The 15,321-nt window shown below is 57.6% G+C and carries 15 protein-coding genes; 9 read left to right on the plus strand and 6 right to left on the minus strand.

Annotated elements, in window-relative coordinates; genetic code table 11:
- Positions 1 to 9 precede the first annotated feature (9 nt).
- The 3 genes from ABJO75_RS22905 to ABJO75_RS22915 all read right to left on the minus strand — a co-directional run bounded on the left by ABJO75_RS22905 (position 10) and on the right by ABJO75_RS22915 (position 3,700).
- The gene (locus ABJO75_RS22905; protein ID WP_348126284.1) at positions 10 to 1,203 is read right to left on the minus strand and encodes a branched-chain amino acid ABC transporter permease; all 1,194 of its coding nucleotides are present in this window, start codon (positions 1,201 to 1,203) and stop codon (positions 10 to 12) included.
- A 3-nt stretch (positions 1,204 to 1,206) separates the two neighbouring features.
- On the minus strand, positions 1,207 to 2,238 hold the full coding sequence (locus ABJO75_RS22910; protein ID WP_348126286.1) for a branched-chain amino acid ABC transporter permease: 1,032 nt from the start codon (positions 2,236 to 2,238) through the stop codon (positions 1,207 to 1,209).
- A 115-nt stretch (positions 2,239 to 2,353) separates the two neighbouring features.
- On the minus strand, positions 2,354 to 3,700 hold the full coding sequence (locus ABJO75_RS22915) for a substrate-binding protein (RefSeq protein ID WP_348126288.1): 1,347 nt from the start codon (positions 3,698 to 3,700) through the stop codon (positions 2,354 to 2,356).
- A gap of 225 nt (positions 3,701 to 3,925) precedes the next feature.
- Here ABJO75_RS22915 and ABJO75_RS22920 point away from each other — a divergent pair, with 225 nt between their 5' ends.
- The 5 genes from ABJO75_RS22920 (at position 3,926) to ABJO75_RS22940 (ending at position 9,885) form a co-directional block, all read left to right on the plus strand.
- Positions 3,926 to 5,233, plus strand: coding sequence for a short-chain fatty acyl-CoA regulator family protein (locus tag ABJO75_RS22920; RefSeq protein ID WP_348126290.1), 1,308 nt, complete (start codon positions 3,926 to 3,928; stop codon positions 5,231 to 5,233).
- Between the two features lie 84 nt (positions 5,234 to 5,317).
- Positions 5,318 to 5,698 carry a response regulator gene (locus tag ABJO75_RS22925; protein ID WP_348126292.1) on the plus strand — a complete coding sequence of 127 codons (381 nt, stop codon included), beginning with the start codon at positions 5,318 to 5,320 and terminating at the stop codon, positions 5,696 to 5,698.
- On the plus strand, positions 5,695 to 6,006 hold the full coding sequence (locus ABJO75_RS22930; RefSeq protein WP_348126294.1) for a hypothetical protein: 312 nt from the start codon (positions 5,695 to 5,697) through the stop codon (positions 6,004 to 6,006). Before ABJO75_RS22925 ends, ABJO75_RS22930 begins: the two co-directional genes overlap by 4 nt.
- 5 nt (positions 6,007 to 6,011) lie before the next feature.
- Positions 6,012 to 8,690, plus strand: coding sequence for an ATP-binding protein (locus tag ABJO75_RS22935; protein ID WP_348126296.1), 2,679 nt, complete (start codon positions 6,012 to 6,014; stop codon positions 8,688 to 8,690).
- A 106-nt stretch (positions 8,691 to 8,796) separates the two neighbouring features.
- On the plus strand, positions 8,797 to 9,885 hold the full coding sequence (locus ABJO75_RS22940) for a FliM/FliN family flagellar motor switch protein (protein ID WP_348126298.1): 1,089 nt from the start codon (positions 8,797 to 8,799) through the stop codon (positions 9,883 to 9,885).
- A gap of 16 nt (positions 9,886 to 9,901) precedes the next feature.
- On the opposite strand, the gene ABJO75_RS22945 is transcribed toward ABJO75_RS22940, so the two are convergent.
- Both ABJO75_RS22945 and ABJO75_RS22950 read right to left on the minus strand, forming a co-directional pair.
- Complete coding sequence (locus ABJO75_RS22945) at positions 9,902 to 10,327, minus strand: TIGR01244 family sulfur transferase (RefSeq protein ID WP_348126300.1); 426 nt, start codon at positions 10,325 to 10,327, stop codon at positions 9,902 to 9,904.
- A 176-nt stretch (positions 10,328 to 10,503) separates the two neighbouring features.
- Positions 10,504 to 11,367, minus strand: a complete 864-nt coding sequence (locus ABJO75_RS22950) for an MBL fold metallo-hydrolase (RefSeq protein WP_348126302.1) — start codon at positions 11,365 to 11,367, stop codon at positions 10,504 to 10,506.
- Between the two features lie 251 nt (positions 11,368 to 11,618).
- Here ABJO75_RS22950 and ABJO75_RS22955 point away from each other — a divergent pair, with 251 nt between their 5' ends.
- Positions 11,619 to 11,834: a hypothetical protein gene (locus ABJO75_RS22955; protein WP_348126304.1), complete on the plus strand. Its 216-nt coding sequence runs from the start codon at positions 11,619 to 11,621 to the stop codon at positions 11,832 to 11,834.
- 4 nt (positions 11,835 to 11,838) lie between these two features.
- Here ABJO75_RS22955 and ABJO75_RS22960 read toward each other — a convergent pair whose 3' ends face one another.
- Positions 11,839 to 12,057, minus strand: a complete 219-nt coding sequence (locus ABJO75_RS22960) for a hypothetical protein (protein ID WP_348126306.1) — start codon at positions 12,055 to 12,057, stop codon at positions 11,839 to 11,841.
- A gap of 160 nt (positions 12,058 to 12,217) precedes the next feature.
- Between ABJO75_RS22960 and ABJO75_RS22965 the strand changes: the two genes are divergently transcribed.
- From ABJO75_RS22965 to ABJO75_RS22975, 3 genes are all read left to right on the plus strand, one after another.
- Positions 12,218 to 12,478, plus strand: a complete 261-nt coding sequence (locus tag ABJO75_RS22965) for a DUF2312 domain-containing protein (RefSeq protein ID WP_348126308.1) — start codon at positions 12,218 to 12,220, stop codon at positions 12,476 to 12,478.
- A 771-nt stretch (positions 12,479 to 13,249) separates the two neighbouring features.
- Entirely contained in the window at positions 13,250 to 14,203 is a 954-nt protein-coding gene (locus tag ABJO75_RS22970) for a helix-turn-helix domain-containing protein (protein ID WP_348126310.1), read from the plus strand.
- Positions 14,204 to 14,347: 144 nt separating this feature from the next.
- Complete coding sequence (locus ABJO75_RS22975) at positions 14,348 to 15,124, plus strand: hypothetical protein (RefSeq protein ID WP_348126312.1); 777 nt, start codon at positions 14,348 to 14,350, stop codon at positions 15,122 to 15,124.
- The last annotated feature ends 197 nt before the right edge of the window (positions 15,125 to 15,321 follow it).

The following is a 15,321-nucleotide window of genomic DNA, read 5'->3' on the forward strand; positions in this document are numbered from 1 at the left end:
GTCGTCTCCTTATTCCGCTGGCTCAGTGGATTTGGCGTTGTCACCTTTGGTGCCAGACCGCTTGCCGCGCCACCAGGCTGCGATGCGTTGACCACCTTCGACCAACCCGCCGGGCAGGAAGATCACCACCAGCATGAACAGGATGCCGAGGGTCAGGTGCCAGCCCTTGCCGATGAATGGGTGCACGATGAACACCAGTGCGTCTTCAAGGCCATCGGGCAGAACGCTGAACCATTGATGCAGGACGGTGTCGTTGATCTTGGAAAAGATGTTCTCAAAGTACTTGATAAAGCCCGCACCAAGGATCGGGCCGATCAAGGTACCAGCACCACCAAGGATGGTCATCAGAACGACTTCGCCGCTGGCAGTCCACTGCATCCGCTCAGCCCCGGCAAGTGGATCCATAGAGGCCATCAGCCCGCCGGCCAATCCGGCATACATGCCGGAAATCACGAAGGCCGCCAGCGTGTAGGGACGGGTGTTGAGCCCGGTATAGTTCATCCGTTGTTGGTTTGACTTCACAGCCTTGAGCATCAGACCAAAAGGCGAGCGGAAGATGCGGATCGCGAGATAGACGACGATCAGCATGATGATCGCGCAGAGGTAATAGCCGGCGTTGAAATCAAAGGACCAAGGACCGACATCCAGCGTATAGGTCGACCGCATTTCCAGTCCAAACAGGTTGGTCAGCTTGGGACTGTTCGGCCCCATCAAGTACTGCGGATCGTCATTATAAACTTGAAGCCCGGTTTCGCCATTGGTGATCGGCGTCAGAACGGAATAGGCCAGCGCAAAGGACATCTGGGCAAAGGCCAACGTCAGGATCGAGAAATAGATGCCTGATCGGCGCAGCGAAACATAGCCGATCACCACCGCGAACAGGCCGGAGACGATGACCGCCAGCAGGATCGCGGGAACAACATTCATGCTGAGCAGCTTGAACATCCAGACCGCCGAGTAGGAGCCGACCCCGAGAAAGGCCGCGTGACCAAAGGACAGATAGCCGGTCAGGCCAAAGAGAATGTTGAACCCGACCGCAAAGATGCCAAAGATCACAAAGCGCTGCATCAGGTCGGGGTATCCCGCGTTGAATTGCGCCATGGCTGATCCTTCGGGGAAGGGGTTCAGAAGGATAGGGGCGAACATGGTCAGGATGGCGACCACGATCAGCAGGCTTGTGTCTCGTTTGTTAAGTCCGAGCATGGCTTATTCCTCCATCACGCCCTTGCGGCCCATAAGGCCCCGAGGACGGGTGAGTAGAATGATGATGGCGACCACGTAAATGATGATCTGGTCGATGCCGGGCAGGATGGATTTGACTTCGTTCATCGAGGCGAAACTCTCAAGGATGCCCAACAGGAACCCCGCAAGGACCGCGCCGGGGAGGCTGCCCATGCCGCCGACGACGACGACGACAAAGGACAGCACAAGAAAATCCATACCCATGTGGTAATTGGGTGAGTTGATCGGCGCGTACATCACCCCGGCAAGCCCCGCCACGGCGGCGGCGATGCCAAACATGATGGTAAAGCGACGGTCGATATTGATGCCCAATAGTCCAACGGTTTCGCGGTCAGCCATGCCCGCACGCACCACCATCCCAAAGGTGGTGAACTGCAGGAAGGCAAAGACCGCGCCGATGATGACCGTGGCAAACAGGAAATAGACCAGTCGCCAGTACGGATAGATGATGGCGTTCGGTTCAAACCCAAGAAGGACGCCGAAATCGAGCGATCCGCGGAACATGTCCGGGGCAGGGGTCGGGATCGGGTTGGCACCGTAGAAATACTTGATCACCTCTTGCAGCACGATGGCGAGGCCAAAGGTCACAAGGATCTGATCCGCGTGTGGGCGTTTGTAAAAATGCTTGATCAGTCCGCGTTCCATGATGAACCCGATGGCGATCATGATGGGGATCGAGAACAGGATGGCAAGCGGAACCGACCAATCGATGATTGCAGCGCCGATTTCGGGGCCGAACCAGCTTTCGATATAGGTGTTTTCAACCTTGAGCGGATTGCCCAGAAAGTCTTTCTGGGTCTCGTCGATGGTGATGTAGCCGATGGTCAGCAGCTTGTTCAGCGTCACAGCGCAGAACGCACCGATCATGAACAGCGCGCCATGGGCAAAGTTCACCACGCCAAGCGTGCCGAAAATCAAGGTGAGGCCCAAGGCGATCAGCGCATAGGCAGATCCTTTGTCGAGCCCGTTCAGAATTTGCAGTAGGATTGCGTCCATTGGTCCCCACCTTCGGGTTTGCCGGGCGACACGAGTAAAGGCACCGATGCCGTTCGCGTCGCTGGATCAAATGGGTCCGGCCGCAAACTGCGCGGCCAGACCATTTTCAGGAAAATCAGGCGCCGGGGTTACACGCACCCAGCTGACCACCTGCAAACATCGGGTGATCAATCGGATAGGTGACCTGTGCTGCCGGCGTGATTTCGACAACTTCGAGAAGGTCGAATTCGCTGGTCGGATTCTCTTTGCCGCGCACAACCAGAACGTCCTTGAAGCACTGGTGATCACCGGCACGATACAGTGTCGGACCATTACCCAGACCGTCAAACTCAAAGCCCTCCAAGGCTTCGCCGACGGCGCAGGGGTTAAAGCTGCCCGCGCGTGTGACGGCATCGGCATAGAGAAGAGTTTGCACATAGCAGGTGTGGGCGGCCTGGCTTGGTGGGAAGCCGTATTTGGTGCCGAACGATTTCACGAAGGCTTTGGAGCCATCGTCCTGCAGTGACCAATGCCAGTTGGTCGAGCCAAAGATGCCTTTGACGTTTTCGCCGGCACCACGGGCCATCAGGCGCGAGTAGAGCGGAACGACGATTTCAAAGTTCTTGCCGTTGGCCTGTTTTTCGCGCAGCCCGAACTGAACGGCGTTGGTCAGCGAGTTGACCATGTTGCCGCCATAGTGGTTCAGGATCAGCACATCGGCGCCAGAATTCAGAACCGGGGCGATGTAGGACGAGAAGTCGGTCGATGCCAGCGGTGTCTTGACCGTGTTCACGGTTTCCCAACCCAGAGCTTCGGTCGCGGCCTTGATCGACTCTTCCTGGGTCCAGCCCCAAGTGTAGTCGGCGGTCAGGTGATAAGCCTTGCGGTCCGCACCATAGGCTTTTTCCAGAACCGGGGCGAGCGCTGCGCCGGACATATAGGCGTTGAAGAAGTGACGGAAGCCGTTGGCCTTCTTGTCCTTGCCGGTGGTGTCGTTGGAGTGGGTGAGACCGGCCATAAAGATCACGCCCGCTTCCTGGCAGAGACCCTGAACCGCGATCGCAACGCCCGAGGACGAGCCGCCGGTGATCATGATGGCGCCGTCTTTTTCAATCATCGACTTGGCGCTGGCGCGGGCGGCGTCGGATTTGGTTTGCGTGTCACCGGTGACAAATTCGACCTTCTTGCCGAGAATGCCGGTACCATCCAGAGCCTTGGAATTGAAGGTGCTGAGCATGCCGCCATCACCCTCGCCATTCAGGTGCTCAACGGCCAATTCATAGGCGCGCAGTTCGTCGGCGCCTTCGTCGGCATAGGCGCCGGTTTGCGGTACGTTAAAGCCAAGCGTGACCGTGCCACCGGTCGGATCGTTGGTAACGGCCGACACGGACGACGCGGTAAAAATCGTCGGCAATGCGACGCCAGCTCCGGTTGCGGCACCCGTCTTGAGCACGCCGCGGCGTGTGAAGTTCGATTTGGACATTTATTCCTCCCGTTTTGACCGTGCAGCGTCATAACGTGATGATGCGCACGGGCACTATTGTGCAAACTCAGTATTGGGTGGCGATGGAAAATCGCGCAATAAGTCGCTTGAAAAAAACAATAATATTGTAAATAAATACACAGGGCGCGCTGATGGTTTGTAAATTGTCTTATGTTGCAATGCAGAAAGCCATTGATAACTCGCTGAAAAGGAGATTCCCGCGACATGGCTCGTGACACCCTGACTGGCAGCCGGATCCGCGAGCGACGATCAATTGCGGGTATGCGACAGGCCGATCTTGCACGGCAAGTGGGTATCTCGGCCTCGTACCTCAACCTAATCGAGCATAACCGGCGCAGAATCGGCGGCAAGCTTCTGCTCGACATTGCCCAGCTTCTGGGGGTCGAGCCGTCGATGTTGACGCAGGGAGCGGAGGCCGCATTGATCGCGACCTTGCGCGAAGCGGCGGCTGACGCAGGGGCTGTGGCGGCAGAAGTTGACCGGGCAGACGAGTTTGCCGGTCGATTTCCGGGTTGGGCCGAGGTGCTTGCAGTCGGGCACAGACGTATCGCGTCGCTGGAACGGGCGGTGGAAATGCTGTCTGACCGGCTGACCCATGATCCGCATCTCGCGGCCTCATTGCACGAGGTATTGTCGACGGCTGCCGCAATCCGATCAACGGCCTCGATCCTGGCCGAGACCGGAGAGTTGGAGCAGGAGTGGCGCGAGCGGTTTCACAACAACCTGAACGAAGACAGTTTGCGGCTGGCCGAAAGCAGCAAGGCGCTGGTGACCTATCTGGATGAAAGCGAGGACGCTGATGAACGACGCGGGTCCCCACAAGAAGAGGTCGAGGCCTTTGTTGCGCAAAGCGGCTTTCACTTTGTGCGGATCGAGGATGGCACATCAGAGCCGGACGCGCTGGTGCGGGACGCGCCCGAACTGACCTCGCGCGCCGCGCGGCTGATCGCGCGTGATGTTCTGACACGCTATTCAAAGGACGCCCGTGCGATGCCACTGGGGGCGTTCCGCGATGCGATCGGCCGGGTCGGGCCTGACCCGATCGCATTGGCCGAGGCCTTTGGGGCCGAGCTGTCGGCGGTGTTCCGGCGACTGGCTGCGATGCCGGATGGCGTTTTGTCCGGTGATGTCGGTCTTGTAGTCTGCGACTCATCGGGCAGTATTCTCTATCGTAAACAGATCGAGGGCTTCGCCTTGCCGCGATTTGGTGCCTCGTGCCCCCTCTGGCCGGTGTTCACAGCACTGAGTCGCCCTTTGATGCCGATCCGACGCCGTGTGTCTCAGTTGGGTCGATCCGCGATGCTGTTTGACTGCATGGCCATCGCACAGCCGGTGGGAACCGCGCTGTTTGACCAAGACCCGCTTTATCAATCCACGATGCTGATTCTGCCTGTTTCGGGAGACTCAGATGAAAATGTTGCGGTTCAGCCGGTTGGCAGCAGTTGTCGGGTTTGCCCGCGTTCCGAGTGTCGCGCCCGTCGCGAACCATCGATTCTGAGCGAAGGCTTTTGACAGGGTTATAGAAGCAAGGTTAAGTTGGGTGAAAAGCAATAAAGTTGCGCGACCGACGCGCGCCCCTGGGGAGGAACGGCGCATATGGGGCGAAATGTCCTGCTGATCGAGGATGAACCGAACATCATCGAAGCCATAAGATTTCTGCTCACCCGTGACGGGTGGGAGGTTGATACACATTCCAATGGTGCGGATGCGGTCGAGGTCGTTCAGGCGGCATCGCCCGATCTGGTCATTCTTGATCTGATGCTTCCGGGAAAGAGTGGCATGGATATTCTGCGCGACCTGCGCGACATCCCTGAACTCGCCGGGTTGCCGGTGCTCATGCTCACCGCGCGCGGGCAATCGCGGGATCGGGAAATGGCCGAAAAGGCAGGGGTCAGCCGTTTCATGACCAAGCCGTTTTCCAATGCGGAAGTGTTGACTGCGGTGCGCGACCTTCTGGCGCAAGCGTCGCGCCAATGACAGGCGGCGGCCCCGAGAACGACCTGACCGAACAGATGCAACCCTCGGTGTTTCTGGAGCGTCAAAGCTATCGTCGCCGCCGCCTCATGGACGCGGCGCGCATTCTGCCGCTCTTTGGTGCGCTGTTGTTCGCGCTACCGCTGCTCTGGACGTCACCAGTGTCTGACGGCGCGACCGGAAATGCCGGTATCGCGATGTCCAGTGCCATCATTTATGTCTTCTCGGTCTGGACCGCGTTGATTGTTGCGATCCTTGTCTTTGGCAAGACCACACGGGCCTGGTCGCGCCCGGGTGATGGTCAGGGTTGAACTAGATGGCTTCGCTGAACCTGCTGGTCCTGGTGTGCCTGGGGTATGTGGTGCTGCTGTTCATCGTCGCCTTTGTCGCGGACCGTCTGGCAGCACAAGGGCGCAGTCGATGGCTGCACACGCCGTTGATCTATACACTGTCTCTGTCGATCTATTGCACAGCATGGACATTCTATGGCGCGGTTGGATATGCAACCCGGTCCGGGCTTGAGTTTGTAACCATCTATCTCGGGCCAACGCTGGTCATGGTCGGCTGGTGGTGGGGGCTGCGTAAGCTGGTGCGCATCGGACGCAGCCAGCGGGTGACATCGATCGCTGACCTGCTCTCGTCACGCTATGGCAAATCTAATTCGTTGGCGATCTGCGTAACGCTCTTGGCGGTGATCGGCGTGACACCGTATATCGCGCTGCAATTGCAGTCGATCACCCTGTCCTTTTCGATTTTCGCCGAGGCGGACCCGAATAGCGCCTATACGGACGGATCAAGTGTGTTCTACGTGGCCGCCGGGCTTGCGGTGTTTGCGATCCTGTTTGGGACGCGGAACCTTGATGTGAACGAACGCCATCATGGTGTGGTCACCGCAGTCGCGCTCGAAGCGGTGGTGAAACTGCTTGCACTCTTGGCTGTTGGGGCATTCGTGGTCTGGGAACTGGCCGGTGGCGTGGGTCCGGTCATGGCGCAGATTGATGCATCCGAGATCGGCCAGTGGAATGTGCATTCCGGGCGCTGGGCGACCTTCACCTTCCTGTCTGCTGCCGCATTTGTCTGCCTGCCGCGGATGTTTCAGGTGCTGGTTGTCGAAAACAGCGACGAACGCCATCTGCGAACGGCAGCGTGGGCGTTCCCCCTCTACCTTCTGTTGATGAGCCTGTTCGTCATCCCCATCGCCGTGGTCGGCCTTGATCTGATGCCCAAGGGATCGAACCCGGATCTGTTCGTCTTGACCGTCCCGCTAAGCCAAGGGCGCGAGGGGTTGGCGATGCTGTCCTTCCTTGGCGGGTTTTCGTCAGCGACTTCGATGGTGATCGTTGCGGCGATGGCGCTGTCAACGATGGTGTCCAACCATATTGTGATGCCCATCTGGTTGTCATGGCACGGGGAGGGCGCGTCGGTATCGGGAGATGTGCGCAATGTGGTCCTGCTGGCGCGGCGTGTTTCGATTGCGGGGATATTGGCGCTTGGCTATTTCTACTATCGTCTTTCCGGTGGCGGCGATGCACTGGTTTCAATCGGTCTGGTGGCCTTTGCCGGGATCGCCCAGATACTGCCTGCGCTGGTCGGTGGCTTGTTTTGGCGGGGGGCCACGCGCACCGGCGCGCTAGTCGGGCTTCTGCTCGGCTTTGGAGTATGGCTATATACGCTCCTTTTGCCGGAATTGGGCGGCAGTTTCCTGTCGGACGGGGTTTTGCAGGATGGCCTGCTGGGAATCGCTTGGCTACGTCCGCTCGCGCTTTTCGGCATCACCGGACTCGACCCGGTCGTTCATTCGGTGATGTGGAGCCTTCTGCTGAATGCTTCCGGGTTCTGCATCGTCTCTTTGATCACGTTCCCAAGCCCGTTGGAGCGTCTTCAAGCGGCGCAATTCGTTAACGTGTTTGATCATTCTGTTGGCCCCCGTGGGTGGACCGGATCAATTGGTCAAAGTGAGGATCTGATGATCATGTCCCAGCGGATCCTCGGGGCGCAACAGGCGCAGGATCTCTTTCACCGCGAGGCCGAAGCACAGGGTCAACGGGGCTATCTTCCCGAGCCAAGCCCTGCATTTCTGGATCGTCTCGAACGGGAATTGTCCGGTTCTGTGGGCGCGGCCACGGCACATGCCATGATCGGGCAGATCGTGGGCGGATCGTCAGTATCGGTCGAGGACCTGTTGGCGGTTGCCGATGAAAGCGCGCAATTGCTGGAATACTCCAGCAAACTCGAAGCAAAGTCTGCTGAACTGAGCCTGACTGCGCGTCAGTTGCGCGACGCAAATGCCAAGCTGACTCAACTGTCGCTGCAAAAGGACGCGTTTCTAAGTCAGGTCAGCCACGAGTTGCGAACGCCGATGACCTCGATCAGCGCGTTTTCCGAGATCCTGCGGGATACCGATGGACTGGATGAAGCGGAAAAGACCCATTATGCAACGATCATTCATGACGAAGCCTTGCGCCTGACGCGGCTGTTGAATGATCTGCTGGATCTGAGTGTTCTTGAAAGCGGGCAGGTCAGCCTGAACATGCGCGCCGGTGTGTTGTCGGATGTGCTGGATCGTGCCGAGGCTGCTGCTCTTGCGGGGTCGGATGGGCCCTTGTTGGTTCGGCGGCAGCGAAGCGAAGAGGGGTTCGCGCTGCACACCGATCTGGACCGGTTGGCGCAGGTGTTCATCAATCTGATTTCGAACGCTCAAAAATACTGCAACGCCGAACGGCCCGAACTGCGGATCAAGGTCCGCGCAGTCTCGGACAAGTTGCTGATCGATTTTGTCGACAACGGCACCGGTATTCCGCCCGACTCCCGGGCGGTGATCTTTGAGAAGTTCACACGTGTCAGCGGTGAAAAGGCCGGCGGTGCGGGACTGGGGCTGGCGATCAGTCGTGAAATCATGCAGCGACTGGACGGAAATGTCAGCTATTTGCCGGGAAAATCCGGTGGCGCCTTTCGAGTCATGCTGCCCCTGAGCGTGCGTGTGGCCGCGCAATAGCATCAGACGTAAAGGTATTTGTAACCAACCTTGCGCTAGACCGGGAGCATACTTTTTATCGACGGGCAGGCCACAATTCATGGTTACCTCTGAGGCACACTCAGCATTGAGGCGTAAGACAGATACGAATCGCGACGGCGGTTCCACGGCCGGCAGGTCTGCGGCCGGCGCGCTGCGTCTGGGAATCGCACGAGCTGCGGCGAACCTGTTCGATCTGGCGGTATCGGTCATTGGCGTTCGCCAGGCGCGCGCGGATCAGGATGCGGTGGGCCAGCATCTGTCCGACGATCGTTTGTTGATCCTGTTGGATGGTCCTCACGGATTGACGGGCGCGCTGGTTCTGGATCGCGCCTTGATGGTTGCGCTGGTTCAGCAGCAAACGATGGGGCGTGTTACCGCCACAACGCCGGATGACAGGCCCTTTACCGCGACGGATGCCGCGATGGTCGCGCCGCTGGTGGATGCGACATTGGAACGTGCGGCGAAACTGGCCGAACTGCCCGCCGATGTTCTGTGCCTGACGGGGTTCGAGTTTGGCGCGCGGGTCGAAGATCGCAGGTCAGCATTATTGGCGTTGGATTCCGACGCGTATCGGGTCTTTGACCTGACGTTGGAACTGGATGGCGGACCGTTGCAGGGCGAGCTGTGTCTGATCCTGCCAGAGCCAAAGCCGCAGGTCGATACGAGCCAAGAGACGTCGGCGAAGCAGGATTCGCCGACACTGGGTCATGCCATCGGGGTAGCGCGTGCCGATCTGATCGCTGTCATTTCCCGCGTGCGTTTTCCGCTCGCCGATCTGTCAAAAATGCAGCCGGGCGATTTGCTGCCTTTGGTGCAAGAGCGGCTCGACCGTATCGAACTGGTCTCGATCACCGGGCAAAAAGTTGCAGTTGGACGATTGGGGCAGAGCGGGGGGCTGCGAGCTCTGAGATTGAACGAAAGCCGCTCCCCCGTTCAGGGAGATCAGGATGCATTCGCGAGCGGCATCAATTCAAAGGCAACCGCATTGGAGGATCCGATGACGGTGGAAGGCCATCTCGTCGATCCGGTCGCCGAACCTGTCAGTGTTCATGTGAGGCCTGATATCGAGCCCGCTGATGACTTGCGGAAGATGAGCGCTGACGAAGCCGCAATCGAAATATCGGCGCTGGCTGGGCTCGAGGAAGATGAAGCGTTGAAGCAATCGACCGGATAGATCCGGCCCACAGCTTTCAGCGATTGTGCAGTTGTTCCAGCGTCGGACGCAAACCATCGAGTTGATACCCGGCCGCCGAAGTATCAGCGAGAACCGCGTCAGCCGGCCGTGTCGCGGCTTGATCCAGTGCCCAGATCACCGAACACCGCGTCCCGGATGCGCAGTAGGCCAAAACAGGGCCGCCTGCAGACTCGACCATCCCGGATTGAATGGCGACGTTCTCTGGTGTCATCGTCTGGTGTGTCAACGGCAACACTTCAAAGCGCAGGCCAGCGTCGCGCACCGCAGCGCCGATTGCTTCGGCCTGATGGCTTGGCGGGACTTCGCTGTCTGGGCGGTTGCAGATCACAAGCGTGATACCTGCTTCGGCAATGGCGGGGACGTCCTCGACCGAGATTTGCGGTGAGACGGCGTATTCGGGGGATAAGCTGCGCAGGTCCATGAAGAAGTGTTTACGTCGGTGTCCTCAGACTGTCCAGCCAACCCTGTGTGCAGGAGCCATTCAGGATTCGTGAGTTCATTAGAAAGTCGCGAGTACCGAAGCCTGCAGGGTTGAAGGTTCATTCAGTGCGTCAGGCACGGCGCTATCTGATCCAGTTTCTGTCACCAAAGCCGTGGTCAGAGCTTGTTGATCGGAATCTTTAGAAAAACGTTCCCGGCGTCGTCCTTCGGCGGCATTCGTCCCGCCCGCATGTTGACCTGAATGGAAGGCAGGATCAATCGCGGCATCCCAAGCGTCGCGTCGCGTTCGTCACGCATCCGCACGAAATCCTCGACGTCGCGTCCCTTGCCGATATGCACGTTCAGCTCTTTTTGTTCGCCCACCGTTGTTTCCCAGGCAAAGTCATCGCGCCCCGGCGCCTTGTAGTCGTGCCCAACAAAGACACGGGTCTCGTCGGGCAGCGCCAAGATCCTTTGGATTGAGTTAAAGAGCGCCTTGGATGAGCCGCCGGGAAAATCGCAACGCGCGGTTCCAAAGTCCGGCATGAACAACGTATCGCCGACAAACGCGGCATCGCCGATCACATAGGTCAGACAGGCCGGTGTGTGTCCGGGTGTGTGCAGGACGTCGCCGCGCATCTGCCCAATATGAAAGCTGTCGCCTTCTTTGAACAATGCATCAAACTGGCTGCCGTCACGTTGAAACTCGGTGCCTTCGTTGAACACTTTGCCAAACGTATCCTGCACCATGGTGATACGGTCACCGATGCCGATTTTCCCGCCAATCTGTTCCTGAAGATAGGGGGCTGCCGACAGGTGATCTGCGTGAACGTGGGTTTCAAGTATCCATTCGACACGCAATCCTTGTTGATTCACGTGTTCGATGATCGCGTCGGCAGATTTGGTATCGGTGCGTCCGGATGCCTGATCGTAATCAAGCACGCTGTCGATTACGGCGCATGCGCCTCCCTGAGGTTCACGGACGACGTAGGACACAGTGTTTGTGGCCTGATCGAAAAAGGCTTTTACATCGGGTGTCATGGCATTCTCCGTCCAATCTGTTCAATCACGTATGGATTTCCGCATGTGTCGAGAATCAAAGGCCGCTGATTTGATTTGTATCAAGGTCTGTGGGGTAAGCGGATGTGAAAGTCGAAAATGTGAACAAAATCATCTTGGGGTTGAGGGCGTTTTCTGAGAACATGGTGGGGTGGTACACGTGACAAACGTGGCGGTGTTGTGCAGCCGTTACGCTTTGGTTGTACCCTGAGTGAAATTCCGGGGAGAATGACATGAATATAGACGAGTTGAAACTGAGAGCCGAGAACCTCGAAGAGCAGATTTCCTGCGCCAAGGCCGAGATGCGGATTGCGCTTCAGCCGCAATTTTCATCCGTACTTGGAAAGATAGCCGCCGAAGGTGCTCAGGTGCCGGGACGGATGCGGCGTCTTGATGCAGTTCTGGTCGAAGAGGCGATCGAGGCACGCTTTGACAACATGCCAGTCTGATTGTTCAGCCTAGGATCACACCTACGGCTACAAGCATCAGTCCAATCACTGATAAAAAAAGCGCGCCCATGTTCATCGGCAGGACCGATTGCAGTATGGCGCGCATTTCCTCATCAGGAAGCTTTGCGCGTCGCGCCTTGGCGACGCGCAAAATGCACCAGATCAGCCCCGCGAGACCGGTAAGCGAAATCGCTGCGCCCACCCAGACCATTATTTCAAACATGCCGCCCCCAAGGCTTTCATCATATTCGATGCGCCTAGCGGATCGTCTGCTTTCGCGCAACTGGGTTCCGTGACGCGACCTGCGGTTTGAGCCTTGCAGCGGCGGCGGTGCAGCGGTATTCCGCAGTTTCTGACATCTATTGATCTACGGAGCCCCTGCGATGAGCGATACCAATACCGATACCACCTATCGTGTGACTGCCGATGAATTGCGCCAGTTCATCGAACGGGTGGAGCGGCTGGAAGCGGAAAAGCAAGACATCGCAGAACAGCAGAAAGAAGTGATGGCTGAGGCCAAGTCCCGTGGCTACGACACCAAGATCATTCGCAAGGTGATTGCATTGCGCAAGCGCGACAAGGACGACATCGCAGAGGAAGAAGCGATTCTGGAGATGTACAAAGAAGCGCTTGGGATGTCGTGAAGCACGTTTAAGTGCTCAACATTTTTGAACTAACACTTTGCCATTGTGCGGGCGCCAGAACGTTTTTGTGCAGCGCCCATTTTTTTTACGGAAACATGCACTTCTGGAGCGTGACGTTGGCGATAAGCGTCGCGCGTAATTGATCGCATTTTGGCGATTGAAGCAACGCTATAGAAATTCATCCAGTGGCATCTGGCCCGAAATTTCTACGGAAAACGCATACGCTTTTCAGTGTGTTAGGTTTTCATTTTGCGTGTGCCGAGCGTGCTTATTTCGGTGCCAAATTGCCTGCGCCAGCGAGAATTCCAGAACGTTCTGAGACAATTACTCGGTACACCTCAAGCGTTCGTTGTTTGTTTACAAACACTAACCTGTGCCATCATGCCAAACGAGTGAGGCCGCTCAGGCCTTCGTGCCCTCATGCTTGTTAGCAAACGCGCATTCGTCTGCGGCGTGCCTCTGTCGATATGCACAACAACACCTGGTCGCAGTGGCGAAGTCTCTTGGGAGGTAACACTCGGCTGTTTTCAGAGTTGCGTTCGCATTGTCTGTTCGACGACAAGTTCCGTCAGTTCGGCAAGAGTAACGCGCCGGCTTTGGTGAGAGGCAGTTGAAATGGGTAGCGATTACGTCTGAGCGAGGTGACGTCATCCTACGTAACTGCTGCTCTATAAATTTATCGATATTTTGTGGTAGAGATGACAGAGCGTAGCCCGATCAAACGATTGCCACACGCCCGATACGATCTAAAAGGAATCGAGCAGATTGGAAATGCAAGCGTCAGAATCAAAAAATACTTGGGCAAAAGTCCCGATTTCTCACATCGAAGATCTGCGGGACGCGGTTCTTGGCGCAGGTCTGGACGCCACTCAGATGTCACGCGGTGACTTGTCCGGTGGCATCGCTTTTTCTGACGTCGATGGGATGGTATTCACCTCCGGTCTGATCGGTGGGCGCGTCGCGTTGAGCGGCCCGCTCTCTGGTGAAGGGGTCACGATCGGAGTCGGCCTCGATCTGCCCGCCGGGACGCGGCATTGGCTCAACGAAGTCGAGACCGGAAATGTCGGTGTCTATCTGCCGGGTGACGCGCACGACTCGATCTATGCCCCGGGCGCGCTCTACGCGACGGTGACTTTGACGCCGGAGCGTTTGGAGGAGGAGGCCGCGGAACTCGACCTCGTTCTCGATCAGCGAACGCTTGGTGGGACTGGCGTCCATCCACGCAAGGTTTCAGCGGAAATTTCGCTGGCGCTTCGCAAACAATTCCAACGTGTCCATGCTGGCAGTGCCCTGCATGCAGATCCCGCCCGCACCATGCTGGATGCTCTGCTTTGCCATTTGGCTCGTCCGCCACGCAGAATAAACGTCGGCACGCGGCCCGGCGGTTACGGCCGTATCGTTGAGCGCGCCCGTGCCTACATCTCCGACAACCTGTCAGAGCCGATCCTAGTCGACGAGATCGCCCGCGCCGCCGGCACCTCTCGACGGACATTGTTCCGTGCGTTCGCGGAAATCCTTGACGAGACGCCGAAATCCTATGCACGTCGTTTGCGCTTGCACCGTATCCGCAGCGACGTCGCCGAAGATCCCGAGCGCAATTGCACAATAGCGCTGATCGCCAATGATTGGGGGATGAGCGATCTCGGACGAATGGCTGGATGCTACCGGGAACTCTTTGGTGAACTGCCGAGTACAACTTTGGCCAAGGCGCGCCGTCTGCATTGACGCAAACTTGGCACGAACTACGTAGACACCCGGAGTTTTTCGGTCAGTGTTGGATCAGAACCAGCTAGGTGCGAAATTGCCTTGGCTCTATGACGCCCGCACGGCCTGCGTCGGGCTTTGATTGCCTGCGGCGGAGGAGGAAATGTGAAGGAACAAATGCTAGTTGCTGGCGCTGTAGTGGCGGCACTCGTCTCCGGCCCGCTCGTCGCACAGGAAAATGCTGCCGCGCAGGCAAACAATCCGCTTGCCAACACCACTGCGCTCAACTTCCAAAACCTTTACACGGGCGAGCTGACCGGTAGTGATCGCGATGCAAACCAATTCTTTTTACGATACGCGAAACCGTTCTCTGCCTTCGGTGGCAACTGGTTGATGCGCGCAACCCTGCCGGTGAACACCTTCCCCGATGCGGGTGGCGGCGACACGACCGGCATCGGCGACTTCAACGTCTTTGCCGCATACCTATTCGACACAGGCAATCCGGCGATCAGTTTCGGCATCGGACCGCAGCTGACGATGCCGACAGCCACCGATGACATGCTGGGTACAGAGAAATGGTCGGCCGGCTTCGCCAATGTGCTGTTCAATGCAGCCAACCCTAAGTTTCAGTGGGGCTATCTTCTCACTTGGCAGGCGAGCTTTGCTGGCAACGATGATCGCACCGATGTGAACGCTGGCGCGTTCCAGCCGTTCGCCTTTTATCAGCTTGGTCAGGGCTGGTACCTGCGCTCTGCTGGTATCTGGACCTACGACTTCAAGACCGACAGCTACTCTGTGCCGATCGGGCTTGGTCTGGGTAAGGTCATGCAGACGGACCTCGCCACGGTGAATGCCTTCATTGAACCTCAATATTCGATCGCGACCAAGGGCGACGGTCAACCGGAATGGGGAATTTTTGCGGGCCTGAATTTTCAGTTCTGAATGCCGACTGATATTCAAGCAACGAGGAAATTCTGATGAACATATTGGCGATCCCGACAATCAGAACAACGCGATTCAGAGCATCCGTGCTCGCAGTTGACTGAAGTTCATCGAGACGAATGACTTGCAGGTGGGACACGGTTTACCTCGCTGGCATATGTCTTTCCCGAAAATCAGATGCACGTGAAAGAACGTGC

It is taken from the genome of Sedimentitalea sp. (assembly GCF_039973035.1).
GTDB lineage: Bacteria > Pseudomonadota > Alphaproteobacteria > Rhodobacterales > Rhodobacteraceae > Sedimentitalea.

What these genes read in the sequence shown, in the direction of transcription:
- ABJO75_RS22925 (WP_348126292.1), top strand. Translation starts at nt 5,318, where the DNA reads ATGGGGCGAAATGTCCTGCTGATCGAGGATGAACCGAACATCATCGAA.
- ABJO75_RS22920 (WP_348126290.1), top strand. Translation starts at nt 3,926, where the DNA reads ATGGCTCGTGACACCCTGACTGGCAGCCGGATCCGCGAGCGACGATCA.
- ABJO75_RS22965 (WP_348126308.1), top strand. Translation starts at nt 12,218, where the DNA reads ATGAGCGATACCAATACCGATACCACCTATCGTGTGACTGCCGATGAA.
- ABJO75_RS22905 (WP_348126284.1), bottom strand. Translation starts at nt 1,203, where the DNA reads ATGCTCGGACTTAACAAACGAGACACAAGCCTGCTGATCGTGGTCGCC.
- ABJO75_RS22955 (WP_348126304.1), top strand. Translation starts at nt 11,619, where the DNA reads ATGAATATAGACGAGTTGAAACTGAGAGCCGAGAACCTCGAAGAGCAG.
- ABJO75_RS22945 (WP_348126300.1), bottom strand. Translation starts at nt 10,327, where the DNA reads ATGGACCTGCGCAGCTTATCCCCCGAATACGCCGTCTCACCGCAAATC.
- ABJO75_RS22910 (WP_348126286.1), bottom strand. Translation starts at nt 2,238, where the DNA reads ATGGACGCAATCCTACTGCAAATTCTGAACGGGCTCGACAAAGGATCT.
- ABJO75_RS22950 (WP_348126302.1), bottom strand. Translation starts at nt 11,367, where the DNA reads ATGACACCCGATGTAAAAGCCTTTTTCGATCAGGCCACAAACACTGTG.
- ABJO75_RS22935 (WP_348126296.1), top strand. Translation starts at nt 6,012, where the DNA reads ATGGCTTCGCTGAACCTGCTGGTCCTGGTGTGCCTGGGGTATGTGGTG.
- ABJO75_RS22970 (WP_348126310.1), top strand. Translation starts at nt 13,250, where the DNA reads ATGCAAGCGTCAGAATCAAAAAATACTTGGGCAAAAGTCCCGATTTCT.
- ABJO75_RS22915 (WP_348126288.1), bottom strand. Translation starts at nt 3,700, where the DNA reads ATGTCCAAATCGAACTTCACACGCCGCGGCGTGCTCAAGACGGGTGCC.
- ABJO75_RS22960 (WP_348126306.1), bottom strand. Translation starts at nt 12,057, where the DNA reads ATGTTTGAAATAATGGTCTGGGTGGGCGCAGCGATTTCGCTTACCGGT.
- ABJO75_RS22930 (WP_348126294.1), top strand. Translation starts at nt 5,695, where the DNA reads ATGACAGGCGGCGGCCCCGAGAACGACCTGACCGAACAGATGCAACCC.